Source organism: Agromyces tropicus (assembly GCF_039531345.1).
Classification (GTDB): Bacteria; Actinomycetota; Actinomycetes; order Actinomycetales; family Microbacteriaceae; genus Agromyces; species Agromyces tropicus.
On sequence record NZ_BAAAPW010000002.1, the window covers coordinates 325,853 to 348,137 of the forward strand.

Sequence of the window (22,285 nt, forward strand, 5' to 3'; positions counted from 1 at the left end):
CGCACCCTGTCCTCCGCGCGTCGCGGATGGGAGCATGGGGCGATGAGCGGGAAGCGGATCCTCTTCATCGGCGGCAGCGGCGTCATCAGCTCGGCGTGCGTCCGGCGCGCGGTCGACGTCGGGCACGACGTGACCGTGCTGAACCGCGGCGGGTCGTCGTCGCTGAGGCCGCTGCCCGCCGACGTGCGGCAGGTCGTCGGCGATATCCGCGACCACGACTCGGTGCGGCACGCGCTCGGGCGGGGCACCGCCGACCCGCTCGAGTTCGACGTGGTCTGCGAGTTCCTCGCCTTCACCCCCGAGCACGCGCAGGCCGACCTCGACCTCTTCGAGGGGCGCGTCGGGCAGTACGTCTTCATCAGCTCGGCGTCGGCGTACCAGACGCCGCCGAGCCGGTTGCCCGTCACCGAGTCGACCCCGCTGGTGAACCCGGAGTGGCAGTACTCCCGCGACAAGATCGCGTGCGAGGACCTGCTCGTCGCCGCGCTCCGCGAGCGAGCGTTCCCGGCGACGATCGTGCGGCCGTCGCACACGTACGACGCCACGCTCATCCCGACCCTCGGCCACTGGACCGACCTCGCGCGGATGCGGGCGGGCCGGCCCGTCGTGGTCCACGGCGACGGCACGAGCCTGTGGACGATCACGCACCACGACGACTTCGCCGTGGCCTTCGTCGGGCTGCTCGGCCATCCGCTCGCGGTCGGCGACGCCTTCCACATCACGGGCGACCACGCGCCCACCTGGAACCAGATCTACCGCTGGCTCGCCGACGCGGCCGGCGTCGCCGAGCCCGAGCTCGTCCATGTCGCCTCGGAGACGATCGCCGCCGTCCACCCCGACTGGGGCCCGGGCCTGCTGGGCGACAAGGCGCACTCGATGGTCTTCGACAACGCCAAGGTGACGGCGCTCGTGCCCGAGTTCCGGACGACGGTCACGTTCGACGAGGGCGCCCGCCGCATCGTCGACTTCCACGACGCGCACCCGGAGCTCCAGGTCGTCGACCGGGTCGCGGATGCCGCGTTCGAGCGCATCCTCGCCCTGCCGCGTCGCTGAGGTGTGAGGTTCCTGCGACCCCGTTCCGCCGCACCCGGTCGCGGGTCTAGCCTGAGGGCACGCGGCCGCCCGACCGCCGGGACGGCCCCGCGAAGGGGGATGCCATGACCAGCTTCGTCGACCCGCTCGAGGGTCCGTTCAGCCGCGGCCAGGAGGCCGAGATCGAGTTCGAGGAGGAGCTCGAGGCGGAGGGCGTCGGCGAGGACGACGTCGAGTACGTGATGGAGGACGTCGCCGACCCGGAGGACGACGAGGAGGACTTCGGGGGGCGCTGAGCGCCCCCTCGCGCCCCTCCTACGCGATGCCTCCGCCGTCGACGACGAGCGCCGAGCCCGTCACGTAGCTCGACTCGTCGCTCGCAAGCCAGACGACCGCGGACGCGATCTCACGCGGCTCGCCCATGCGGCGCAGCGGCCGGTCGGCGGCATCGGCGAGGAAGGCGTCCGCGTCCTCGCCGAGCTGGCGCGCCTCGTCGCGCAGCATGCCCGTGTTCACGTCGCCCGGGTTCACCGAGTTGACGCGGATGCCCTCCGGCCCGTGGTCGATCGCCAGTGCACGGGTCATGTTGACCACCGCGCCCTTGGACGCGCAGTACGAGAGCGCGCGCCCGCCCCCCTTCAGGCCCCAGCCCGATCCGGTGTTGATGATGGAGCCGCCGCCCGCTGCGGCCATCACCGGCACGACGTGCTTGCACATGAGGAAGATCGAGCGCACGTTGACGCCGAAGACGAGGTCCCACTCGTCCGCCGTCAGCTCGAGGGCCGTCGACCGGCGGATGATCCCCGCGTTGTTGAAGACGACGTCGACGCCGCCGAACTCGGCGACCGTCGTCGCGACGACGCGCACGATGTCGTCCTCGCTCGAGACGTCGGCCCGGATCGCGACGGCGGTGAAGCCCGCGTCGCGGATCTCGGCGGCGACCGCCTCGGCCGCCTCGCCGTCCAGGTCGACGACGGCCACGGCCGCTCCCTCGGCGGCCAGGGCCTTCGCGGTCGCGCGGCCGATGCCGCCCGCCCCGCCGGTGACGATGGCCTGCTTCTGCTCAAGGCGCATGGAGCGCTCCTTCGTTCTCTGGTGCATGGACTGGATAGACGCTGGTGGTGGAGGGACCGGTCACGATCCGGGCGAACCCGGCGAGCCGGGCGTCGACGGCGGGCTCGCCGGTGTCGACGAGGAGGGGACGGCCGCCGAGGTCGACGAGCTTCTGCTCGGGGGCGACGACCATGAGCGGGTCGTCGCCGAGCGCGTCGACGACGCGGGCGGAGAGCTGCTGGTTCCCACGCCCGAGCAGGAAGCCCTGCCCGCCGATGATCGACACGACCGCCTGCGCCGGACCCTGCGCGGCCTGGTCGAGCAGGTCGCGCTCGGAGGCCGCGGCGACGACGACGCGCCCGTCGAGCACCACGTCGACGCCGAGCGGCGTCTTGTCGACGCCGAGCTCGCGGGCGACCTCGGCCATCGTCCCGCCGGGCCCGAGCAGGTAGCGGATGCCCGGCCGGAGGCGGGCCGCCGCACCACGGGCCGCGAGGCGCACCGCGGCCTGCTCGTCGGCCGGGGTCGACGCCTTGCGGGCCTGGGTGCGCCCGGCGCGATAGGGCACGCGGAGCGTGCCGAACAGCCGCGGCTCGACCCGGGCGTGCCGGAGCTGCTCCTCGTCGACGTCGAGCACCTCCCGTTCGAGCGTGGGCAGCCCGCGCTCGTCGAGCCATGCCGCGGCGAGCGCGCCGGCCGCACGCGGGCCGACGGCGAAGACCGGTGAGTACATCTTGACGCCGGCCGGGATCCCGAGCGCGGCAGCGCGGGGCGGGAGGCCGCGCGCGACGTCTCGTGCGGTGCCGTCGCCGCCCGCGAAGAGGACGAGGTCGACGCCGACGTCGCCGAGTGCGCGCGCCGCATCGGCGGTGTCGCCGGACGTGGTCGGCGTCCTCGGGTGCCAGACCACGATCGGTCGGAGCCCGGCCGCCCGGACCGCGTCCTCGCCCATCGGACCCGCCGCGGTGACGACGTGCTCGTCGGGCCGGGCCCGCGCGACCACCGCGAGCGCCGCCGCGGCCCGCTCGGCCGCGCGGGGGTGCGCCCCGCGCTCCCCCGCGCGGCGCTGCACGTCGGCACCGTCGCTGCCGGCGAGCCCGGCGGGCCCGCCGACGCCCGCGACGGGGTTCACGATGAGTCCGAGCACGTCAGGCTCCGACGGCGTCCGGGTACTTGCGACGGTAGGCGCGCCACGTGATCGCCCAGCGCTCGGGGTCGTCGAGGTCGTCGTGGTGCGTGTGGTGCACGGTCTGGTGGTGCGGGGCCGTGCGCACGACCTCCGGCGTCTCGCGCGCCTCGCGCGCGACCTCGGCGAGGACATCGGCGTACTCGTCCAGCTCGGCCTTGGAGTACGACTCGGTCGGCTCGAGCGTGAACGGCTGCGGCACGACGTACGGGTGGTGGCTCGTCCAGTAGTGCATCCCGAAGTCGCTCGCGCGGATGCCGATCTCCTCCGAGCTGATGCCCGTCTCCTCGAACAGCTCCTGCCACGAGTAGCGCACCTGCTCGATGCGGCGGCGGCCGGTCGCATAGGGCGCCGAGGCGCCCGGGATGTCGAGGATCCGCTTCATCAGGTAGTTGTTGTTCAGCACCGCGGTCTCGGCGACGGCACGCAGGCCCTCGGCGCCGAGCGCCATGATCCACGCGTACGCGCGCACGATGTTCGGCACGACGCCGTGGAACGGCCCGATGGCGCCGATCGACTGCTGGCCGGCCTCGCGCACCTCGTAGCGGTCGCCCTCGCGCACGACCCGCGGGCCCGGGAGGAACGGCGCGAGCGCGGCGCTGACGCCGTTCGCGCCCGTGCCGGGACCGCCCGAGCCGTGCGGCGTGCCGAAGGTCTTGTGCACGTTGAAGTGGCAGACGTCGAAGCCCGCGTCGCGGGCCCGGGTGATGCCGAGGATGCCGTTCGCGTTCGCCTGGTCGTACGAGGCGAGCGCGCCGACCGCGTGCGCGGCGTCGACCCACTCGCGGATCGCCGGGTTGTAGATGCCCGTGTCCTCGGGGTTCGTGACCATGATCGCGGCGGTCCGCGGCGAGAGCGCGCGCTTCAGGGCCTCGAGGTCCGGGTAGCCGTCGGCGTCGGGGTGCAGCGTGATGACGTCGTAGCCGGCGGCCTTGGCGGCGGCCGCGTTGGACGGGTGGCTGAAGATCGTGGTGATGACCTCGCGGCGCTGCTCGCCCTCGCCGTTGGCCTCGTGGTAGGCGCGGATCATGGCGATGTTCGCCCAGATGGCGGCCGACCCGCCCTGGGTGTGCAGCGACACCTCGTCCATGCCGGAGACCTCGGCCAGCATCCGCTCGGTGCGCCAGATGATCTCGAGCGCGCCCTGCGCGTCGGCGGGGTCCTGCAGCGGGTGCATCGCGGCGAGCTTCGGCGTCGAGATGATGCGCTCGTTGACCTTCGGCGCGTACTTCATCGTGCAGGTGCCCTGGCCGATGTCGACGTTGAGGTCGGCACCGAGGTTCTCCTGCGAGAGCCGCAGGTAGTGCTTGAGCACGCGCATCTGCCCCATCTCGGGCAGCGCGGGCGCCTCGCGGCGCGCGAGCCCCTCCGGCAGCGCGGCGACGACGTCGCCGACGGCCTCGCGCAGGGCGGGCTCGACGGCCGTGACGAGCACGCCGCGCTCGCCCGGCGTGGAGAGCTCGAAGATCACCGGCTCGTCCCAGCGGGCCTGGTGGAAGCGGCGGAGGGCGGGCTTGGGGGCGATCGGCAGGCTCATGCGCGGTGCTCCTCGGGGGTCGCGACGGTGTCGAGGGTGGCGGCGGACTCGGCGGCGGAGGCCGCGACGAGTCCGGTGACGGCGGTGGCGAGGCGGTCGATGTCGCGCTGCGTCGTCAGCTCGGTGACGCACACGACGAGCTCGTGCTCGCCGGCCGGCACGCCCGGCTCGATTCCCTCGGCGCGGAGCGCGCGGACGACGTCCGCGGCGGTGAGCCCGGCGTCCGACACGTCGACCGCGAACTCGCGCATGTGCGCCGCGCCGTCGGTGAGGCGGATGCCGGGGATGGCGCCGAGCGCGCGCTGCGCGTAGGCGGTGCGGGCGAGCAGCACCTCGCCGAGCTCCCGCATGCCCTGCGGACCCATGAGCGCGAGGTGCACGCCGGCGGCGATGCCCCAGAGCGCTGCGGCCGTGCCGACCCACTCCTTGCCCTCCTCGCGGTGCGCGAACGAGGTGCGGTCGTAGGCGACGTCGCCGAAGCCGACCTCGCCCGGCACGTCGGTGGCCTCGAGGCCGAACAGGCGCGACGGCATCTCCATCACGAACTTCGGGTCGTCGTGCACGGCGATGAAGCCGGCGTGCGCGCCGCCGTACCACTGGTGCAGGCCGAGCGACTGGATGTCGCCGCAGACGATGTCGGCGCCCTGCTCGGCGGGCGGCGTGAGCACGCCGTACCCGACGGGGTCGGTCCCGACGACGAGGATCGCCCCGACGGAGTGGGCCGCGTCGGCGAGCTCCTGCAGGCGGTGCTCGAGCGCGCCGGTGCGGCTCGGCGTCTCGACCCAGACCGCCGCGACGTCCGCGTCGAGGCGATCGGCGACGGCCGCGACCTCCGCCGTGCCGTCGACCGGGGCGACGAACTCGAGCTCGAGGTGCACGCGCACGTAGTCGCGGACCTTCGAGAGCTTGGCGGGCAGCACGTCGCTCGCGACGAGCACGCGGCGGCGCCCCGTCATCCGCCCGGCCATCGAGAGCGCGGTCGCGGTCGCCTGGAACCCGTCGTAGGTGGGCACGTTGACGACGTCCATCGACAGGAGCTCGCCCATCAGCGACTGGTACTGGAACAGCGCCTGGAACCGGCCGTGGTCCTCGTAGGGCTCGCCGGCGTACGCCGTGAGGAACTCGCTGCGCCCGATGACCTCGTCGACGACCGCCGGCACGTGGTGCGCGTAGGTGCCCTGCCCGAGGAAGCTGAGCCGCTCCGTCGTCGGCACGTTCTTCGCGAGCAGGCCGGAGACGTGCCGCTCCAGGTCGGCCTCGGCGACGAGCGGCTCGGGCAGGTCGAGCGGGCGCCCGAGCCGGAGGTCCTCGGGGACGTCGGCGTAGAACTCCTCGACGGAGGCCGCGCCGACCGCGGCGAGCATCTCGGCGCGGACGTCGGGGGCGGTGTTGGGGATGTACGGATGCACGAACGGTTCGGTCATGTGCGGTGCCTCACTCGGTGGTCTCGGACAGGGTGACGAAGGGGGGCTCCGCAGCGCGCGGGGCGGCCAGCACCGCCGCGCCGAGCGGAGGGAGGACGAGCCGAGGGCCGACCGTCCCGCCGCCGAGCAGGTCCTCGGCGCCGTCGGGCACGGCCACCACGACCTCGTGGTCGCCGTGGTTCAGCACGAAGGTGAAGTCGGTCGCGTCGTCGGCGCGGGTCACGGCCTCGAGGTCGCGGTCGATCCGGTCGCGGGCGGGGAGGCCGGCGTCGGCGAGTGCTCGTCGCATCACCTCGACGAGCCCGTCCTCGGCGAGCGCGGCCCCGACGTACCAGGCCGCGCCGTCGCCGTGCCCGCGCCGGGTGACGGCCGGCCGGCCGTCGAGCACGCCGGCCGCGAAGCGCGCGACGACGGATGCCTCCGGCGAGGCCTCGATCCACTCGGTCCACACGGGCGCGTCGTAGCCGACGCCGTCGAGCTCGATGCGCTCGGCGCGACCGTCGGGCACGGGCCACGGCTCGTCGACCTCGATGCCGAGGAGCTCGCGCAGGGGTCCGGGCGCGCCGCCGGGGTGGACCGTCTCGGTCGGATCGACGACGCCCGAGAACGGCCCGACGACGACGGTGCCGCCGGCGGCGGCGAACGCCGCGAGGGCGTCGGCCTGCGCGGCATCCGTCACGTAGAGGTTGGGCACGACGACGAGGTCGTAGCCGTCGAAGGGGCCCGTCGCGCGCACGGCGTCGACGGCGTGCCCGAGTGCGTGCAGCGCGCCGTGCCAGGCGCGGGCCTGCGCGAGCCAGCCGAGTCGCTGCGAGGGCAGGGACTCCGCGGCACTCGACCCCCACCACGAGTCCCAGTCGACGACGAGCGCGACTCGGCTGCGCACGCGCGCGCCCTTCACCGGGGCGAGGCGCTGGAGTTCGCGCCCGAACGCGGCGGTCTCGCGGAAGCTCCGCGACCGCTCGCCGCGGTGGCCGAGCATCGCGGAGTGGAACTTCTCCTGCCCGTACCGGGCCTGGCGCCACTGGAAGAACATCGCGCCGTCGGAGCCGTGCGCGATCGCCTGGAGGCTGTCGATGCGCATGCGCCCTGGCGCCTTGGGCACGTTGACGTCGCGCCAGCTCACGGCGCTCGCGGCCTGCTCGAGGAGCAGCCAGGGCTGCCCGCCCTTGAGGGATCGCATGAGGCCGTAGTTCAGCGCGGCGGGCACGTGGGCGCGCGGGTCGGCCGGGTCGGGGTAGGCGTCGTCGGTGACGAGGTCCTCGACCTCGGCGAACCGCCAGTAGTCGAGCTCGCGGAAGATGCTCATGAAGTTGGTGGTCACGGGGAGCTCGGGCGTGACCTCGCGGAGCACGTCGACCTCGACCCGGAACAGTTCGAGGAGCGCGTCGGAGGAGAACCGCTCGAAGTCGAGCAGCTGGGTCGGGTTGATCGGCCCGGTCGCGCGGCGGGGCGGCTCGACCTGCTCCCACGCGGTGTAGCGCTGGCCCCAGACGTTCACGCCCCAGGCCTCGTTGAGCCCGTCGAGGTCGCCGTGGCGCGCCTCGAGCCAACGACGGAAGTGGGCGGCGGACTCGGGGCACCAGCAGCGCGCGACGTGGTCGCCGTACTCGTTCGAGACGTGCCAGAGCACGACCGCGGGATGCTCGCCGTAGCGCTCGGCCATCGCCCGCGCCATCCGCGCGACGTGCTCGCGCCAGACGGGCGAGCTCGGGCAGTAGGCCTGGCGCGACCCGAACTCGAGGCGACGGCCGTCGGCGTCCCACGGGAGCATCTCGGGGTGGCGGCGCACGAGCCAGGCCGGCGGGGTCGCCGTGGCGGTGGCGAGGTCGACGCGGATGCCGCCGGCCCAGAGCACCTCGATGACCCGGTCGAGCCAGCCCCACTCGTACACGCCGGGCGAGGTCTCGAGCTGCGGCCACGAGAAGACGGGGAGGCTCACGAGGTTGACGCCCGCCTCGCGCATGAGCCGCACGTCCTCGTGCCACACCTCCTCCGGCCACTGGTCGGGGTTGTAGTCGCCGCCGTAGGCGAGCGCGTCGAGGCGCATCGGCCTCGGGGTCGCGTTCGTCACGTCGTGTCCTCTCCGTCGTGGATCTGTACAGGTTCTCCTGCGCACTGTATTCTGTATACAGATACGCTAAGCCGCAAGTCGACGGGGGTCAAGCCCTAGGCTTGCGGCGTCGACCCGGCTGGAGGAGCGATGGCGATCGAACGCAAGAACCTGCGTTCCCAGGTGCGCGAGGAACTGCTCGCGCGCATGCGATCGGGGCTCGTGCGCCCGGGCGAGGGCATCAACGAGGTGCAGCTCGCCGCCGAGCTCGGCGTCAGCCGCACGCCCCTGCGCGAGGCGCTCATCGCCCTCGAGAGCGAGGGGCAGATCACGAGTGAGAACGGCAAGGGCTTCCGCTTCGTGCCGCTCTCGGCGACCGAGTTCGAGGAGCTCGCGCCCGTCATGGCCGCGCTCGAGTCGCTCGCCCTCGAGCTCAGCCCGCCCGACGAGCTCCGGGAGATCGGTCGGCGGCTCGCCGAGCTCGCCGCCGACTTCCACCAGGAGGTCGTCGAGCACTCCCTCGTCGTCACCAAGGACGACGAGTGGCACGCCATCATGCTCTCCGCGTGTCCCAACCGCCGACTGCTCGACACGATCGAGGCCACGCGCGGCGCGTTCCACCGCTACGAGTCCCTCCTCGTGCCGAACGACGTCATGATCGAGCGCGTCGCGGCCGAGCACGCCGAGATCGCCCGGCACCTCGCCGACGGCGACGTCGCCGCGGCATCCGTCGCCCTCAAGGCGAACTGGATGAACGGCATGCGCCGCATCCTCGACAACGCGTCGAGCTCCTACTTCAGCGCCTGACCGACCGCCTCGCACGACCCGGGCCTCCGCTCGCCCGCTGCTCAGGCCCCGCGCGACCGCGCGACCGCGAGGTCGATGAAGAGCGCCGCCGACCAGCCGAACGCGGTCGTCGCGCTCGGGGCGCGCTCGCCCGTGCGCGGGTCGAAGTACTCGTGGGGGCCGCCCGCGTGCACCACGAGCTCGACGGTGCGCTCGGCGAGTCGCCCGGCGCGCTCGGCACGCCCGGAGCGCTCGAGCCCCTCGGCCACGAGCGCGTTCGTGTTCACCCACACCGGCCCGCGCCACATGCGCTCGGGCGAGTGGTCGGGGTCGCCGACGGCGACCGTCGGGACGGGCCACGGCGTGGCGAACCGATCGGGGTCGTCGAGCGCGGCCACGAGCCGCTCGGTGATCGCCTCGGGCAGCAGGCCGGTCAGGAGCGGCATGAGTCCGACGACGGTGTCGCTCTCGACGGGGCGGCCGGCCGCGAGCGAACGGAATCGGTCGCGCTCTCCGTCCCAGAGTCCGAGGAGCCGGTCGAGCGTGCGGGCCGCGCGATCGCGGTGCGCGGAAGCCGCGGCCGCCGGGGAGACGGGTTCCCCCGAGCCCGGGTCGGCGGCGAGGCCGAACCGCTCGACGAGGTCCGCGAGCTCCAGGTCCTGCCGCACGAGGTACGCCGCCAGGTCGGGCGTCGTCGTGGGCAGCGGCCCGTCGAAGACCGGGCTGTCGTCGAGGCCCGACGAGTACGGGTGCCCGTACTCCGGGAGGCCGTCGCCGTCGAGGTCGGAGTGCGCGAACCACCAGTCCTGCGAGCGGCGGACGGTGCCGACCATCCGTCGCGCCCAGTCGGCGGTCCCGGCCCCGACGGGATCCGCCTCGAGCACCTTGCGGAGCGCCCACGCCGCGAGCGGCGGCTTGGTGAGCGGAACGGGGGCGCTCGGGTCCGCGACGGCGGACCCCGCCCGGCGCAGGTTCTCCCGGTCGGAGGCGGGCAGGTCGTCGCTCGACGCGAGCACTCCGTGCTCGTGGACGACGTCGGGGAGCTGGCCCTCGGGGGTCGGGAACCGCAGCGCCAGGTCGAGCTGCTCGCGCGCGAGCTCGGGATCGCCGTGGCGGAGCCCGACCGCGATGAAGTACGCGTCCCACTGCCAGAGGCCGACGTAGCCGATCTTCGAGGGCACGACCGCCCGGGCGCCGGCGAGCTGCGGCAGCTCGACGACGTTCGCCCCGAGCACCCACCAGCAGAACGCGGCCATGTCCTGCAGGTCGTCTCGGACGACCGGGCAACGCGCGAACCAGTCGAGCCACGTCGCGCGCGTCTCCGCGAGGTGCGCGGCGTGCGCATCGCTCCGCGCGAACTCGACGCCGCGATCGGCGTCGACCGTGAAGGCGACGGATGCCGCGTGCCGGCCGCCGATGCGAAGGGACTCGGCCTCGTCGCCCGCCCGCACCGTCCACGAGACCATCGCCTCGCGATCCTCGGCGACGCCGAGGCTCAGTGCGTGCGGGCCCGCGAACGTGAGGGTGACGGCGCCGTCGCCGAGTTCGATCGCGTGCGGCAGCACCCGCGTGACGGCGAGCCGCGCGCCGTCGCCATCGCGCACCTCGAGCGCATCGATCGCCACGCACTCCTCGAGCGACCGCTCGTACTCGGAGGTGTGCACGCGCAGCCCGTCGCCGCTCCGGAACACCATGAGGCGCGATCGCGGCAGCGTGAACGGCGCCAGCACCAGGTCGAGGTGCTCGCCGGCGCGTGCGGCGGCGGCCGCGGCATCCGCTCGCCCCACGACCCGGCGCGGCAGCGTCGACGCGGCGCTCATCGGCCGCCCAGGCCCGACGCGGCCATGCTGTTGAGGATCCGGCGCTGCCCGATCACGAACGCGACGAGCATCGGGATCGTGGCGAGCGCCGAGGCCGCCATCACGAGGCCGTAGTCGACCGACCCGAACTGGCCGCGGAAGCTCGCGAGCAGCAGCGGCACGGTGAACAGGTCGGGTGAGTTCAGCAGCACCAGCGGGAACAGGAAGCTGTTCCACACGTCGAGCGCGACGATGATGCTGAGCGCGCCGAGGCCCGGCTTCAGGTTCGGCAGGATGATGCTCCAGAACGTCCGCCAGCGACCGGCGCCGTCCACGAGCGCCGCCTCCTCGAGCTCCTTCGGCAGGCTCAGGACGAACTGCCGCATGAGGAACACGGCGAACGGGTTGACGAGCATCGCCGGCACGATGAGCGAGAGGTGCGAGTCCACCCAGCCGAACCGCGACATGAGCAGGTAGAAGGGGATGAGCGTGACCTGCTTCGGGATCATCTGCGTCGCGAGGAACACGATGAAGAGCACCCGGCTGCCCCGGAAGCGGATGCGCGCGAACGCGTAGCCGGCCATCGACGCGGTCAGCAGCGTGCCGACGACGGCGAGCACGCAGATGTAGATGCTGTTGAGGTACGCCTGGCCGAACGGCACCGCGTTCCAGGCGTCGACGTACTTGTCGATCGTCCACGGATCGGGCCAGAGGCTGAGCGGGTCCTGCAGCAGCTGCGGCAGGGTCTTGAACGAGGTCAGCAGCATCCACAGGAACGGGAAGACCATCGCGAGGCCGGCCACGATGAGCGCGGCGTGGATCGCGAGGCGGCCGAACGTGCGGCGCGTGCGCCCGTCGGCGCCACGGCGCGCGGGTCGTTCGAGGTGCGGGCGGCCGACGAGCGTCGACTCGAGGTCTGCGGCGGTCATGCGGAATCGTCCTCGTAGTGCACGAACTTCTTCTGCGCGCCGAACTGGATCGCGGTGATGACGAGCGTCAGCACGAGCAGGATCACGGAGGCGGCGCTGGACGGTCCGAACTCGAACCGGCCGAAGCCCAGGTCGTAGATGTGGTACACGATCGTGCGCGTCGCATTGTCCGGGCCGGCGTTCGCCGTGAGCACGAACACGGTGTCGAACGTCTGCAGCGACGAGATGAACGCGACGATCGAGGAGAAGAACACGATCGGCGAGAGCAGGGGCAGGCGGATGCTGCGGAACAGCCGCCACGCGCCGGCGCCGTCGATGCGGGCCGCCTCGATGACCGAGGGCGAGATGTTCTGCAGGCCCGCGAGGAAGATGATCACGTTCAGCCCGAGCGACGACCAGATGGCCACGATGCACACGGCGATGAGCGCGAGGCGCGGGTCGCCGAGCCAGTCCGGCGGGTCGATGCCGAAGACGCTCGCGATGGCGCCGCTCAGCACCCCGTCGGCGCGGAAGAGCTGCTGCCAGATCATGGCCACGGCCACGGTGCTCGTGACGACGGGCGCGAAGAAGAGGATGAGGTAGAGCGTCCGCGTGCGCAGCTTCTCCAGCGCGACCGCGATCACGACCGCGAGGCCCAGGCCGACGGGCACCGTGATCAGGGCGATGAGCAGCGTGTTGACGATCGACCGCAGCAGCAGCTCGTCCTGCAGCTGGGCCGTGAAGTTCTCGAACCCCACCCACTCGAGCTCGGTCAGGCCGTCCCACGACGCGAAGGCGAGCACGAGGCTCGCGACGAACGGCAGGAGCACGAAGAGCGCCATGCCGACGAGCTGCGGGCCGACGAACACGTAGCCCCAGCGGCGGTCGCGGCGACGCCATGCGGCCTCGCGGCGCGGCGCCGGGCGACCGGTCGGGGCGGGCCGTCCCTGCGCGGCTCCGGCGACGGCGGCGGGCAGGGCGGATGCCGCGGGGGGCGCGGGCGGCGCGACCGGCGTACCGGCCGCACCGCCCGAGGTGATCACCATCGGTGGCTCACTCCGCCGTCTTCTCCGCGACGAGGTCGGCGACCGCGTCGAGGGTGGACTGCGCGTCGGACTTGCCCTCGTAGAGCTTCAGGAACAGGTCGCTGATGTCCGTCGAGAGGCCGGGAACGCGCGCCTCGGGCGCGTAGTCCTCGAAGCCGACGTCGCGCATGTCGAGGAACGTCTGCGCGTGGGCGGGGTAGCCGTCCTCGAGCACGACCTCGTCGGCGCCGGCGATGGACGGCACGGCGTTGCCGCCGCCGGAGAGGCGGAAGACCTGGCCCTCGGCCGAGAGGAACTCGGTCCAGAACGTGAATGCGGCGTCGGGGGCATCCGTCTTGCCGTTGATGGCGAGGTACGAGGTGGCGACGCCGGTCGGGGCGGCCTGCCCGTCGGGCGTGGGCCAGCGCACGATGTCGTAGCTCTCCTGCTCGCCCGCGCTCGAGACCGTGCCGATCGTGTAGCGGCCCTGCGAGAAGAAGCCCGCCTTGTGGGTGACGAAGACGCTGTCCGCGCCCGCCCCCTCGGGCATGGTGTCGGCCACGACGAAGGTGCCGTCCTGGAAGTAGCCGCCGAGGGTCTCGACGGCGTCCACCGTCGCGGCGTCCTCGTTGCCGACGAACGCGCCGGACTCGTCGTAGGCGGTACCGCCCTGCGCCGAGATCCAGCTGTAGTGCGTCGCCCAGTAGTTCCAGAACATCGAGCCGACGAGGCCGGCGTCCGCGAGCGCGTCGTTCATCTCGAGGTACTTCTCGGTCGTCCACTCGCCGTTCTCGGCGAGCGTGGCCGGGTCCTCGGTGATGCCGGCGGCCTCGAGGGCCTGCCGGTCGTACCAGAGCACGTCGGGGTTGGAGTCGTTCGGGGCCGCGTAGATCTCGCCGTCGGTCTCCGCCGCGCCGAAGAGGCCGGGGAAGAAGTCGTCGGGGTGGGTCTCGCTCGCGTCCGAGGCCATGCGGTCGCTGAGCGGGAGGAGCACGTCCGCGTCGACGAACTGGCCGATCTTGTCGTCTCCGATGTAGAAGACGTCGGGCGCCGTGCCGCTCGTGAGCTGCGCGAGCAGCTTCGAGTGGTAGTCGCCGTAGCTGGCGACCGGCTGCAGCTCCACCGTGATGTCGGGGTGGCGCTCCATGAACTCCTGGTTGAACTCCTCGAATCGAGTGAGCTCCTCAGGGGTCCCCCAGGTCGACCAGACGACGGTGTCCTCGTCGGACCCGCCTCCGCCACCACTGCAGGCCGCGAGGCCCACCGTCATCGCGCCCACCGCTCCGACCGCGAGCAGACGCCTCGTCATTGAGTTCGCACGGCGCATCGCGCCCCACCTCTTCCTCGTCGATGTGTCGCCCGGATCCTTCCGAGCACTCAGTATTTTGTATACAGAACGCAGATCGGTCAAGTCTCGATTCGGAAACGGGGTCTCGCGGCTCCGGCGAGCGCGGCCGGCCGCCGACGGTTACGCTGGCCCGAGGCGCGTCATCGACGACGACGCCAGGATCCCGGTCGAGTCGCCGACGGGGCCTGCGAACCCGGCGACGACGAGGGAGTTGCATGAGGACCCCAGTGGCCCGGACCTTCGGTGCGGCGACGGCCGCGATGCTCGCACTCGGACTCGCGGCCTGCACGGTGTCCGACGAAGACGCCCCGCAGGCGACCGGGCCGGTCGTGCAACTCGGTGCGCCGGGGGAACCCAACCGGACGCTCTCCCCCGAGGAGGCCGCGGAGGGCTTCGACCCGCCGGCCTACGTGGAGGCCGACGCGCAGTTCATGCGCGACATGATCCACCACCACGACCAGGCCATCACGATGACCGGATGGGTCGAGGAGCGCACGACCGACCGCGACCTGCGCCTGCTCGCCGAGCGCATGAGCATCAGCCAGCAGGACGAGATCGAGCTCATGGCGTCGTGGCTCCAGGAGCGCGTCGAGCCGCTGCGCGGCGGCCACGACCACGGCGGCGAGCTGATGCCCGGCATGCTCACCGACGAGCAGCTCGAGCGCCTCGAGGCCGCACGGGGCGTCGAGTTCGAACGCCTCTTCCTCGAATACATGATCCAGCACCACCGGGGCGCCCTCGAGATGGTCGGCGACCTCTACTCGGCGGGCGGCGGCGAGGAACCGACGATCTCGGACTTCGCGCGTCACGTCGAGGGCGACCAGGGCATCGAGATCTCGCGGATGCTCGGCATGCTCGCCGAGCGCTCGTCCTGACCGGTCCGCCGACACCCCGGCCGAACCAACGGATGCCCGGCGATCCGAGGATCGCCGGGCATCGTGGCCGGGTGCGGGGAGGCCGGTCGCCCGGCCTCCCCGGCCGGATCAGGAGTACATCGCGGCGAGGCCCTGCAGGCTCTGCGCGAGGTTCGAGTCCGGCGCGGCGCCGGACTTGCGCTCCGCGTTCACGAGCTGGTCGACGACCGAGTCGTCGTCTCCCCTGGCCGCGAGCCTCTCGGCCTGGTCGATCGCCTTCCGGACCTGCTTGAGCGCGTTGCCGCTCAGGCTGCCGTCGCGCTCGGCCTGGTCGACGTAGGCCCGCGAGAGCGCGAAGCTCGGCGCGTGCACGAGCATCGTCTGCATCTGCGCGTTGAACTCGTCGAGCTGGACCTCACCGGCCGCGGCGATCTCGTTCTCCGAGAGGTACATGCTCGGCGTGAGCGCCACGCTGTCGAAGCCGCGCGCGATCTCGCTGCCGAACACGTTGCCGTTGTACCAGTAGGTCGACCAGTAGCCGCCGAGCGCGAGGAAGGCCTCGTTGATCGGGCCGCGGTCGAGGTAGGCGATCTCGACCGGGTTCGCCGAGTCGGTGAAGTCCCAGATCGACAGGCCGCCCTGGTACCAGGCCTGCACCATGACGTCGCGACCCGGGATCGGGACCAGCGACCCGTTGTGCGCGACGCAGTTCTCGGTCGTGGTCTGCACTGCCGGGAGCTTGTAGTAGCTCGCGAACTCCATCTTGCCGTCGACGATGTCGAAGATCGCGTCGGCGCCCCACTCCGGCTGGTCGATGTCGCGGCATCGTGCCCCGCCGCCGCCGCCCCACTCGTCGGTGAACACGACCTTGGTGCCGTCGTTGTTCAGCGTGGCGGAGTGCCAGTACGAGAAGTTCGGGTCGGAGACCGCGTCGGTCCGCACCGGGTCGGCCGGGTCGGTGATGTCGAGCAGGATGCCGTTGCCCTGGCACGCGCCCGCCGCGATGCCCAGCTCGGGGTAGGCGGTGATGTCGTGGCACGTGTTCGTGTTCGGCGTCGGCGAGTAGGTCGCGCCGCTCGGGTGCTGCGCCGAACCCGGCAGCGTGTTCTGCAGGCCGTTGAACGCGCCGGTCTCCCCATCCGTGAAGATGCGGGGCTGGCTCACGACCGCCGCCGTCTCGGGCGCCGCCAACGGCACCTGGATGACGTCGATGCGCCACTGCGTCGGGTTGCCCTCGGTCACCGGCTCCGTCGTCAGCGCCGCGTTCTCGCAGCCCTCGAGCTCGAGCGGCGAGCGCACGCTCGAGGTGCCCGAGTTGTAGACGTAGATGTTGTCCGGGTCGTTCGGGTCGGTGACCAGGGTGTGCGTGTGCGATCCGCGGCACAGCTGGACGCCCGGCAACTGCACCGGGTTGTCGATGTCGCTGATGTCGAAGATCCGCACGCCCCGGAACCGGTCGGGGTTCACCGAGCCCGACGCACCCCCGGTCCCGCAGTCGATGCGGCCGCTCGTCTGCTCGACCGACATGAAGAGCAGGTCGCCGTACACCGACACGTCGCCCTGGCCGCCGGGGCACACGAACGTGCCGCGCAACGACGGCGAGGCCGGGTCGGAGACGTCGTACACCTGGAACCCGGCGTAGCTTCCGCCGATCGCGAAGTCGCCGGTGAACGCCAGGTCGGAGTTGAACGAGACGTCGAACGGCGACACCTTCGGCGTGCTCGAGAGCAGGTCGACGTTGCCCTCGGCGAGCCCGGCGTCGAACAGGCCGGCCGCGAGTCCCTCGCGCGGGTCGTCCGCGGCGGAGGCCGCGGTGGCCGTCACGAGCGAGACGCCCAGCAGCAGTGCGCCGGATGCCGCGACGGCGCGCCTGCGCCATCGGACGGGTCGGTGGTCGGATCTCATCGGTGGTACCCCCTCCGGTCGTGTTCGCATGCCGTCGTGCGACGTCGGACGACGGCGATCGAACCCACCGACAGGGCGGGCCGCACGCCTTCGTGCGACCCGCGGCCCTCGGACGGGCCGATCTCTGATCTCACCGTATCGATGCATACGCATCAGCGACAGGGTCTCCTCCGTTTCGGTCCGGATCCCGGCGACCCGGTGCAGGTGTCGGCGGCCCGACGTAGGCTCGAACGCATCCGATCGGAGGGCCCTCCATGTGCGGACGTTTCGTGGTCTCGCAGCAGGCCGACGACCTCACGGCGGTGTTCGATGCCGAGAACGACTTCGCCGACTGGCAGCCGTCGTACAGCCTCGCGCCGACCGACACCGTGCCGATCGTGCGCGAGCGCGCCCGAGCCGACACGGGCGAGTTCGTCCGGCGCCTCGAGCCGGCGCGGTGGGACTTCCATCCCGCGTTCATGAAGGACTCCAAGCGCCCGCAGTTCAACAGCCGCATCGAGACCGTCGCGACGAACGGCCTGTGGAAGGGCGCCTTCGCCTCCGGGCGGTGCATCGTGCCGATGCGCGGCTACTTCGAGTGGACGGGCGAACCGGGCAAGAAGCGGGCGCACTACCTGCACGGCCCTGACGACCTGCTCGCCGCCGCCGGCATCTCGACGGCGCGCAAGCTCGACGACGGCTCGTGGGAGGTGTCGACCTCGATCATCACGCGTGAGGCACGCGACGCCTCCGGCGAGGTCCACGACCGCATGCCGGTCTACCTCCCCCTCGATGCGATCGACCGGTACCTCGACCCCGCGAAGCTCTCCCCCGACGAGGCCGCGGGCATGGTCGACTTCCTCATCGCCCAGTCCGACCGGGTCGCCCCGACGATCTCCGAGTACGAGGTCGACCCGCGGGTGAACAACCACCGGCGGATCGACCCCCGCGATCCGACCCTCATCGAGCCGCTCGGCGAGGCGCCGACGCTCACCTGACCCCCGAACCGACCGCCCTGGAAGGACCGCGCCGCATGAGCCCCTGGACCGACGAGCAACTCGACCTGATCGGCGACGCGGAGCAGCTGCTCGTGGCTTCCGAGCGATCCGACGGCTCCCTCCGCCCCTTCACGACCGTCTGGGTGGCCCGGGTCGGCGACGACCTCTACGTGCGGTCCGCCTACGGCCCGCGGAACGGCTGGTACCGGCGCGCGAAGACGAGCGGCGCGGGCCGGATCAAGTCCGCGGGCGTCATCCGGGACGTCCGGTTCGTGCACATGCCCGAGGGCGACGACGACCTGCACACCGCCCTCGACGCCGAGTTCCGGCGCAAGTACGCCGACCACTCCCCCGCCATCGTGGCGACCGTGCTCGGCGACGACGTGCGTGCGACGACGCTGCGGCTCGACGCGACGGACTGAGCCCGACCGCGGCTACGCGACCGGTCCCTGCCTCCGGGACTCGTCGAGCGTCGCCACGAGCTCGCGGAACTTCTCCGGGGTGACCTCTCCGCGCGCGAGCCGCTCCTCGAGGATCCGCCGGGCGGGGTCCCCCGCCGCGGCGTGCGGAGGCTGCGTGTGATGCGGGCCGGACGCGGCCGAGCCCGTCGACCGCACCAGCAGCACGACGAGGACCACGATCCCGGCGATCACGAGCAGGAAGAAGAGGAGCCCCGGGATCCACAGCCACCACGTCCCGACCCCGTAGTCCCACATCATCGTCACCATCTCCTCGGTGGACCGCCGATCACCGCGGGTCCACTCCAAGCCAACCCGACGCGGCGCGGGCACCGCGGGCCCTTCGGCCCGGCGCGGCAGCGGAGGCCGACGGATGCCGCGTCGCGGCCCCGCTCCCGCCGGACGGGCTCAGCCCCGGCGGCGGCGGCGCCGCCGCGTGGACGTCTCGTCCAGGCGGCGCCGCTCGGCCTCCGCGGCCGCGACCCGCTGACGGGCCTCGCGTCGCTCCCGCCACGCCGCGACCTCGCCGTCGACGTCGCGGGTCGGCGTCACGACCGGCGGGCCGCCGAGCAGCTGCCGGCGCGCCTCGACCACCCGGCGGTTGAAGTCGACGAGCGCATCGCGCACCTCGCGCTCCCGGTGCATCCGATCGAGCCGCTCCTCGAGCTCCGCCGACTCGACCCGCAGCGTCAGGGCGGGCGGACCCAGTCCCGTCAGTCGCTCCTGCTCGATCTTGCGGCGGATCCACCAGTCGGGATCGTGGTGGCCGAGCCCCTCGAGCGGTTTGCCCGCGCCCGGCAGGTCGTCGAACTCGCCGCGACGGATCGCCTGCTGGATGACGACCTCGACGTACGCGGCGCGGTCGACGGCGGTCGGCCCCGACGACCTGGATCGCTCGGACGCGTCACCCTCCTCGCGGCCGCCGACGCGGGTCGTGGCGGACTCCGTCGCGTCGGCGTCGGGGTCCTCGCCGCGGGCACGGGCCTCCGCGCGCTCCGCCTGCTCGATGCGGTAGCGCCAGGCGTCACGCCGAGCGTCGTCGACCACGTGCCCGACCTCCCGTCCGGATCGATCGATGCGGTCGATGCTAGTTCCGCGGCCGCGGCGCCGCAGTCGCGGCATCCGTCGTAGCCTGAGCCCCATGCGCTTCGGAACGCTCGACTTCGGGCCCGCCCTCGACGCCCCCGACCTGCTCGCCGCCCCGACCGCGGACGCCGTCGCCGCGATGCCGGGGGGCGAGGCCGCCGACGTGCTCGTCGCCGCGATCGATCCGGGACTCGCCGACACGGCGGCCTTCTGCGAGCACTACGCGATCTCGATGGCCGACGGCGCGAACTGCGTGATCGTCCAGGCGCGGCGCGGGGAACGGACCTGGTACGCCGCGTGCCTCGTCCGCGGGTCCGACCGCGCCGACGTCAACGGCGCCGTCCGGCGCCACCTCGGCGCCCGCAAGCTGTCGTTCGCGTCGATGGACGACGCGGTCTCCCTCACCGCCATGGAGTACGGCGGCATCACGCCGGTCGGCCTGCCGTCGGACTGGCCGATCCTCGTCGACGAGTCCGTCGCGGCGCACCCGCGCCTCATCGTGGGCAGCGGCATCCGCGGGTCGAAGCTGCTGGTCACCGGCGCGCGCCTCGCCGCCCTGCCGAACGCCGAGGTGCTGCCGCTCGCGCAGGCGAGCTGACCGCGGCGGTCAGAACACCTCGGGCAGCGTCGACTGGTCGAACTGGAACACCGCGGCGAGGTCCTTCCCGCGGACCGTGCCGCCGGAGTGGTACGCGATGCCCCACTGGTCGATGAACGACCCGTCCGCGAAGGTGCACGGCACGACGACGGGGTCGTCGGGGTCGTCGGCGAGGGTCAGGCCACCCTGGCCCTTCGTGCCGAACGTGCCGGTGCCGCCGAGCGCCGCGCATTGGGCGGATGCCGGATCGCCCGGCGGGTCCTTCGGGATCTCGGTGCGCGACAGGTAGGCCAGCGCGGCGAGCGTGGGCTCGTCTGAGGTGATGGTGACGAGGTCCACGTAGATGCGCGAGTCGGCGTCGTCGCCGAGGGTCTGGAACCGGCAGACCGCGATCGGGTCGCCGAGCGGCACCCAGTCGCCCTCGTCGAGGTTGGTCTGCGCGGCCGGACGGCGCTGCTGCACCTCGCCGCCCTGCTGCTCGCAGTACCCCGCGGCATCCGCCAGGTCCTCGGCCGACGTGGCGGGGTCGGTGGTCCGGGGCGTGACCGGCACCTCCGTGCAGGCGACGAGCCCGAGCGCGGCGAGCGCGACCAGCGCTGCGCCGATCATCCGGCCGTTCCGTCGTCCCATCCGTCGCCCCGTCCGATCGCCGAGCATGCGGTCAGTCAGCCCAGACTAGACGGTCGCCGCCGGGGCACGTCGAGCCCGGGCCGCGGCGGACGGAGATTGAGTGGATGGAGCGGATGACGGGGTCTGGTTTCAGGACCTTGTGAACGGATGTCTCGAGACATTGTGAACGGCTGGGCGGGCCTGGCGCTGATGTCTCAAGACATTGTGAACGCCTCTTCGGCACGGTCGGAGGGTGAGCAAGCCCGAGGTGCTGATCAAGGCCGTGACCGTGCAGGGACTCTCGTACGGTGAGGTCGCTCGCCGGTACGGGGTGTCCAAGACATTGGTGCACCGGCTGCATCACCGGTGGCTCGAGGAAGGCGATGCCGCGTTCCAGCGACGATCCTCACGACCCCATTCGAGCCCGACGCGCACGTCCGCGGCGATCCAGGAGCGAGTCCTGGCGTTGCGCGACCAGCTCACCGCGGACGGCTTGGACGCCGGATGCGACACCATCCACACCCACCTGGCCGGCGAGGGTCACACGATCGGCAAGGCCACGGTGTGGCGGATCCTCAAACGCGCCGATCGGATCACGCCGCAACCGCAGAAGCGCCCGAGGAGTTCGTACCTGCGGTTCGCCGCGGACCGGCCCAACCAGATGTGGCAGTCCGACTTCACCCACTGGACCCTCACCACCGGGGTCGGGGTGGAGATCATCGGCTGGCTCGACGACCACTCCCGCTACCTGCTGCACCTGACGGCGCATCGCCGGGTGTCCGGTCGCACCGTCACCGACACGTTCACCGCCGCCGCGGACGAGCACGGGTATCCCGCATCGACGCTGACCGACAACGGCATGGTCTACACCACCCGGTACGCCGGCACCGCCACCGGCACCGGCAACCCGAACGCGTTCGAAACCCTGCTGGCCCTGTACGGCATCGCGCAGAAGAACGGGCTGCCCTACAAGCCCACCACGCAGGGCAAGATCGAACGACTCTGGCAGACCCTGAAGAAACACCTGCACGCGCACCCCGCAGCGACGGTCGAGGAGCTGCAGGCCGTGCTGGACGGCTTCCGCGACTACTACAACACCCGCCGCCCGCACCGGGCCATCAGCCGGCGCACCCCCGCGTTCGCGTACGAGCTCATTCCGAAGGCATTCCCGACCGCTCCGGACGACCCGAACCTGTGGCGGGTCCGCTACGACCGCGTCGACCCCGGCGGAAAGGTCTCACTGCGCTACGCCAACCGGATGCTGCACCTGGGCGTCGGAAGACCCCACGCCGGCACCGACATCATCGTGCTCATCCACAACACCGAAGCCACCGTCATCGACCCCGACGGAACCGTGCTCAGCGAACACCGAATCGACCCAGAACGCACCTACCAGCCAGCAACGAAAAACGGCTGAACCCGCGTTTCCGCGGGTTCAGCCGTTCACAATGTCCTGAGACATCACAGATGGAGCGGATGACGGGGTTCGAACCCGCGACCTTCACCTTGGCAAGGTGACGCGCTACCAACTGCGCTACATCCGCGTGGAGCGGCTCCGCCGCTCCGGTGCCGGCCATCGGGCCGACTGGTCGATCCTAGCGGACGCGCGACCGGCCGGATGACCGCGCCCTGGTCCTCGCCCCCGAC

21 protein-coding genes and 1 tRNA gene are annotated in these 22,285 nt (G+C 72.3%); 8 read left to right on the top strand and 14 right to left on the bottom strand.

From position 1 onward, the window contains the following. The first annotated feature begins 42 nt into the window (after window positions 1–42). Together ABD230_RS07260 and ABD230_RS07265 are read left to right on the top strand one after the other, a co-directional pair. Window positions 43–1,053 (top strand): SDR family oxidoreductase, encoded by a 1,011-nt coding sequence (locus ABD230_RS07260; RefSeq protein ID WP_344371007.1) that lies wholly within the window; start codon window positions 43–45, stop codon window positions 1,051–1,053. Window positions 1,054–1,157: 104 nt separating this feature from the next. Continuing rightward, window positions 1,158–1,328: a hypothetical protein gene (locus ABD230_RS07265; RefSeq protein WP_344371009.1), complete on the top strand. Its 171-nt coding sequence runs from the start codon at window positions 1,158–1,160 to the stop codon at window positions 1,326–1,328. A 19-nt stretch (window positions 1,329–1,347) separates the two neighbouring features. Here ABD230_RS07265 and ABD230_RS07270 read toward each other — a convergent pair whose 3' ends face one another. Genes ABD230_RS07270 through ABD230_RS07290 form a run of 5 tightly spaced genes read right to left on the bottom strand, consistent with a single transcriptional unit; the run spans window position 1,348 to window position 8,306 of the window. Continuing rightward, complete coding sequence (locus tag ABD230_RS07270; protein WP_344371012.1) at window positions 1,348–2,106, bottom strand: SDR family NAD(P)-dependent oxidoreductase; 759 nt, start codon at window positions 2,104–2,106, stop codon at window positions 1,348–1,350. Continuing rightward, window positions 2,096–3,232, bottom strand: coding sequence for an ATP-NAD kinase family protein (locus ABD230_RS07275; RefSeq protein WP_344371015.1), 1,137 nt, complete (start codon window positions 3,230–3,232; stop codon window positions 2,096–2,098). The genes ABD230_RS07270 and ABD230_RS07275 overlap by 11 nt, the downstream gene beginning before the upstream one ends. A gap of 1 nt (window position 3,233) precedes the next feature. Beyond that, window positions 3,234–4,808, bottom strand: a complete 1,575-nt coding sequence (gene gcvPB / locus ABD230_RS07280; protein WP_344371018.1) for an aminomethyl-transferring glycine dehydrogenase subunit GcvPB — start codon at window positions 4,806–4,808, stop codon at window positions 3,234–3,236. Continuing rightward, window positions 4,805–6,232 carry an aminomethyl-transferring glycine dehydrogenase subunit GcvPA gene (gene gcvPA, locus ABD230_RS07285; protein WP_344371021.1) on the bottom strand — a complete coding sequence of 476 codons (1,428 nt, stop codon included), beginning with the start codon at window positions 6,230–6,232 and terminating at the stop codon, window positions 4,805–4,807. Before gcvPA ends, gcvPB begins: the two co-directional genes overlap by 4 nt. Before the next feature lie 10 nt (window positions 6,233–6,242). Then, window positions 6,243–8,306, bottom strand: a complete 2,064-nt coding sequence (locus ABD230_RS07290; protein ID WP_344371023.1) for a beta-galactosidase — start codon at window positions 8,304–8,306, stop codon at window positions 6,243–6,245. Between the two features lie 129 nt (window positions 8,307–8,435). Here ABD230_RS07290 and ABD230_RS07295 point away from each other — a divergent pair, with 129 nt between their 5' ends. Next, entirely contained in the window at window positions 8,436–9,092 is a 657-nt protein-coding gene (locus tag ABD230_RS07295; protein WP_344371024.1) for a GntR family transcriptional regulator, read from the top strand. 41 nt (window positions 9,093–9,133) lie between these two features. Here ABD230_RS07295 and ABD230_RS07300 read toward each other — a convergent pair whose 3' ends face one another. The 4 genes from ABD230_RS07300 to ABD230_RS07315 are packed head-to-tail and all read right to left on the bottom strand — an operon-like array spanning window position 9,134 to window position 14,112. Then, complete coding sequence (locus tag ABD230_RS07300; RefSeq protein ID WP_344371027.1) at window positions 9,134–10,891, bottom strand: amylo-alpha-1,6-glucosidase; 1,758 nt, start codon at window positions 10,889–10,891, stop codon at window positions 9,134–9,136. Further along, on the bottom strand, window positions 10,888–11,799 hold the full coding sequence (locus ABD230_RS07305) for a carbohydrate ABC transporter permease (RefSeq protein WP_344371030.1): 912 nt from the start codon (window positions 11,797–11,799) through the stop codon (window positions 10,888–10,890). Before ABD230_RS07305 ends, ABD230_RS07300 begins: the two co-directional genes overlap by 4 nt. Then, window positions 11,796–12,824 (bottom strand): carbohydrate ABC transporter permease, encoded by a 1,029-nt coding sequence (locus tag ABD230_RS07310; protein ID WP_344371033.1) that lies wholly within the window; start codon window positions 12,822–12,824, stop codon window positions 11,796–11,798. The genes ABD230_RS07305 and ABD230_RS07310 overlap by 4 nt, the downstream gene beginning before the upstream one ends. A gap of 7 nt (window positions 12,825–12,831) precedes the next feature. Next, window positions 12,832–14,112 carry an ABC transporter substrate-binding protein gene (locus ABD230_RS07315; protein ID WP_344371037.1) on the bottom strand — a complete coding sequence of 427 codons (1,281 nt, stop codon included), beginning with the start codon at window positions 14,110–14,112 and terminating at the stop codon, window positions 12,832–12,834. A gap of 254 nt (window positions 14,113–14,366) precedes the next feature. Here ABD230_RS07315 and ABD230_RS07320 point away from each other — a divergent pair, with 254 nt between their 5' ends. Then, entirely contained in the window at window positions 14,367–15,026 is a 660-nt protein-coding gene (locus ABD230_RS07320; protein WP_344371040.1) for a DUF305 domain-containing protein, read from the top strand. 108 nt (window positions 15,027–15,134) lie between these two features. Here the strand turns inward: ABD230_RS07320 and ABD230_RS07325 are convergent, their stop codons facing one another. Then, window positions 15,135–16,910, bottom strand: coding sequence for a hypothetical protein (locus tag ABD230_RS07325; protein ID WP_344371042.1), 1,776 nt, complete (start codon window positions 16,908–16,910; stop codon window positions 15,135–15,137). A gap of 254 nt (window positions 16,911–17,164) precedes the next feature. Between ABD230_RS07325 and ABD230_RS07330 the strand changes: the two genes are divergently transcribed. Further along, the gene (locus ABD230_RS07330; protein ID WP_344371045.1) at window positions 17,165–17,887 is read left to right on the top strand and encodes an SOS response-associated peptidase; all 723 of its coding nucleotides are present in this window, start codon (window positions 17,165–17,167) and stop codon (window positions 17,885–17,887) included. 35 nt (window positions 17,888–17,922) lie between these two features. After that, the gene (locus ABD230_RS07335) at window positions 17,923–18,309 is read left to right on the top strand and encodes a DUF2255 family protein (protein ID WP_344371047.1); all 387 of its coding nucleotides are present in this window, start codon (window positions 17,923–17,925) and stop codon (window positions 18,307–18,309) included. Between the two features lie 12 nt (window positions 18,310–18,321). Here the strand turns inward: ABD230_RS07335 and ABD230_RS07340 are convergent, their stop codons facing one another. Both ABD230_RS07340 and ABD230_RS07345 read right to left on the bottom strand, forming a co-directional pair. Next, complete coding sequence (locus ABD230_RS07340) at window positions 18,322–18,606, bottom strand: SHOCT domain-containing protein (protein ID WP_344371049.1); 285 nt, start codon at window positions 18,604–18,606, stop codon at window positions 18,322–18,324. Between the two features lie 147 nt (window positions 18,607–18,753). Next, a complete protein-coding gene (locus tag ABD230_RS07345; protein WP_344371051.1) occupies window positions 18,754–19,392 on the bottom strand; it encodes a DnaJ family domain-containing protein in 639 nt (212 codons plus the stop codon). Between the two features lie 94 nt (window positions 19,393–19,486). Between ABD230_RS07345 and ABD230_RS07350 the strand changes: the two genes are divergently transcribed. Further along, window positions 19,487–20,029: a YbaK/EbsC family protein gene (locus ABD230_RS07350; RefSeq protein WP_344371053.1), complete on the top strand. Its 543-nt coding sequence runs from the start codon at window positions 19,487–19,489 to the stop codon at window positions 20,027–20,029. A gap of 9 nt (window positions 20,030–20,038) precedes the next feature. Here the strand turns inward: ABD230_RS07350 and ABD230_RS07355 are convergent, their stop codons facing one another. Further along, window positions 20,039–20,659: a hypothetical protein gene (locus ABD230_RS07355; RefSeq protein WP_344371055.1), complete on the bottom strand. Its 621-nt coding sequence runs from the start codon at window positions 20,657–20,659 to the stop codon at window positions 20,039–20,041. A gap of 232 nt (window positions 20,660–20,891) precedes the next feature. On the opposite strand from ABD230_RS07355, the gene ABD230_RS07360 reads away from it, so the two are divergent. Beyond that, window positions 20,892–22,055: an integrase core domain-containing protein gene (locus ABD230_RS07360; protein WP_344371072.1), complete on the top strand. Its 1,164-nt coding sequence runs from the start codon at window positions 20,892–20,894 to the stop codon at window positions 22,053–22,055. Window positions 22,056–22,106: 51 nt separating this feature from the next. Here the strand turns inward: ABD230_RS07360 and ABD230_RS07365 are convergent. Continuing rightward, window positions 22,107–22,182: transfer RNA gene (locus tag ABD230_RS07365), tRNA-Gly, on the bottom strand. Window positions 22,183–22,285: the final 103 nt, after the last annotated feature.

What these genes read in the sequence shown, in the direction of transcription:
- ABD230_RS07260 (WP_344371007.1), top strand. Translation starts at nt 43, where the DNA reads ATGAGCGGGAAGCGGATCCTCTTCATCGGCGGCAGCGGCGTCATCAGC.
- ABD230_RS07265 (WP_344371009.1), top strand. Translation starts at nt 1,158, where the DNA reads ATGACCAGCTTCGTCGACCCGCTCGAGGGTCCGTTCAGCCGCGGCCAG.
- ABD230_RS07270 (WP_344371012.1), bottom strand. Translation starts at nt 2,106, where the DNA reads ATGCGCCTTGAGCAGAAGCAGGCCATCGTCACCGGCGGGGCGGGCGGC.
- gcvPB (WP_344371018.1), bottom strand. Translation starts at nt 4,808, where the DNA reads ATGAGCCTGCCGATCGCCCCCAAGCCCGCCCTCCGCCGCTTCCACCAG.
- gcvPA (WP_344371021.1), bottom strand. Translation starts at nt 6,232, where the DNA reads ATGACCGAACCGTTCGTGCATCCGTACATCCCCAACACCGCCCCCGAC.
- ABD230_RS07295 (WP_344371024.1), top strand. Translation starts at nt 8,436, where the DNA reads ATGGCGATCGAACGCAAGAACCTGCGTTCCCAGGTGCGCGAGGAACTG.
- ABD230_RS07300 (WP_344371027.1), bottom strand. Translation starts at nt 10,891, where the DNA reads ATGAGCGCCGCGTCGACGCTGCCGCGCCGGGTCGTGGGGCGAGCGGAT.
- ABD230_RS07305 (WP_344371030.1), bottom strand. Translation starts at nt 11,799, where the DNA reads ATGACCGCCGCAGACCTCGAGTCGACGCTCGTCGGCCGCCCGCACCTC.
- ABD230_RS07310 (WP_344371033.1), bottom strand. Translation starts at nt 12,824, where the DNA reads ATGGTGATCACCTCGGGCGGTGCGGCCGGTACGCCGGTCGCGCCGCCC.
- ABD230_RS07315 (WP_344371037.1), bottom strand. Translation starts at nt 14,112, where the DNA reads ATGACGAGGCGTCTGCTCGCGGTCGGAGCGGTGGGCGCGATGACGGTG.
- ABD230_RS07320 (WP_344371040.1), top strand. Translation starts at nt 14,367, where the DNA reads ATGAGGACCCCAGTGGCCCGGACCTTCGGTGCGGCGACGGCCGCGATG.
- ABD230_RS07325 (WP_344371042.1), bottom strand. Translation starts at nt 16,910, where the DNA reads ATGAGATCCGACCACCGACCCGTCCGATGGCGCAGGCGCGCCGTCGCG.
- ABD230_RS07330 (WP_344371045.1), top strand. Translation starts at nt 17,165, where the DNA reads ATGTGCGGACGTTTCGTGGTCTCGCAGCAGGCCGACGACCTCACGGCG.
- ABD230_RS07335 (WP_344371047.1), top strand. Translation starts at nt 17,923, where the DNA reads ATGAGCCCCTGGACCGACGAGCAACTCGACCTGATCGGCGACGCGGAG.
- ABD230_RS07340 (WP_344371049.1), bottom strand. Translation starts at nt 18,606, where the DNA reads ATGATGTGGGACTACGGGGTCGGGACGTGGTGGCTGTGGATCCCGGGG.
- ABD230_RS07350 (WP_344371053.1), top strand. Translation starts at nt 19,487, where the DNA reads ATGCGCTTCGGAACGCTCGACTTCGGGCCCGCCCTCGACGCCCCCGAC.
- ABD230_RS07355 (WP_344371055.1), bottom strand. Translation starts at nt 20,659, where the DNA reads ATGGGACGACGGAACGGCCGGATGATCGGCGCAGCGCTGGTCGCGCTC.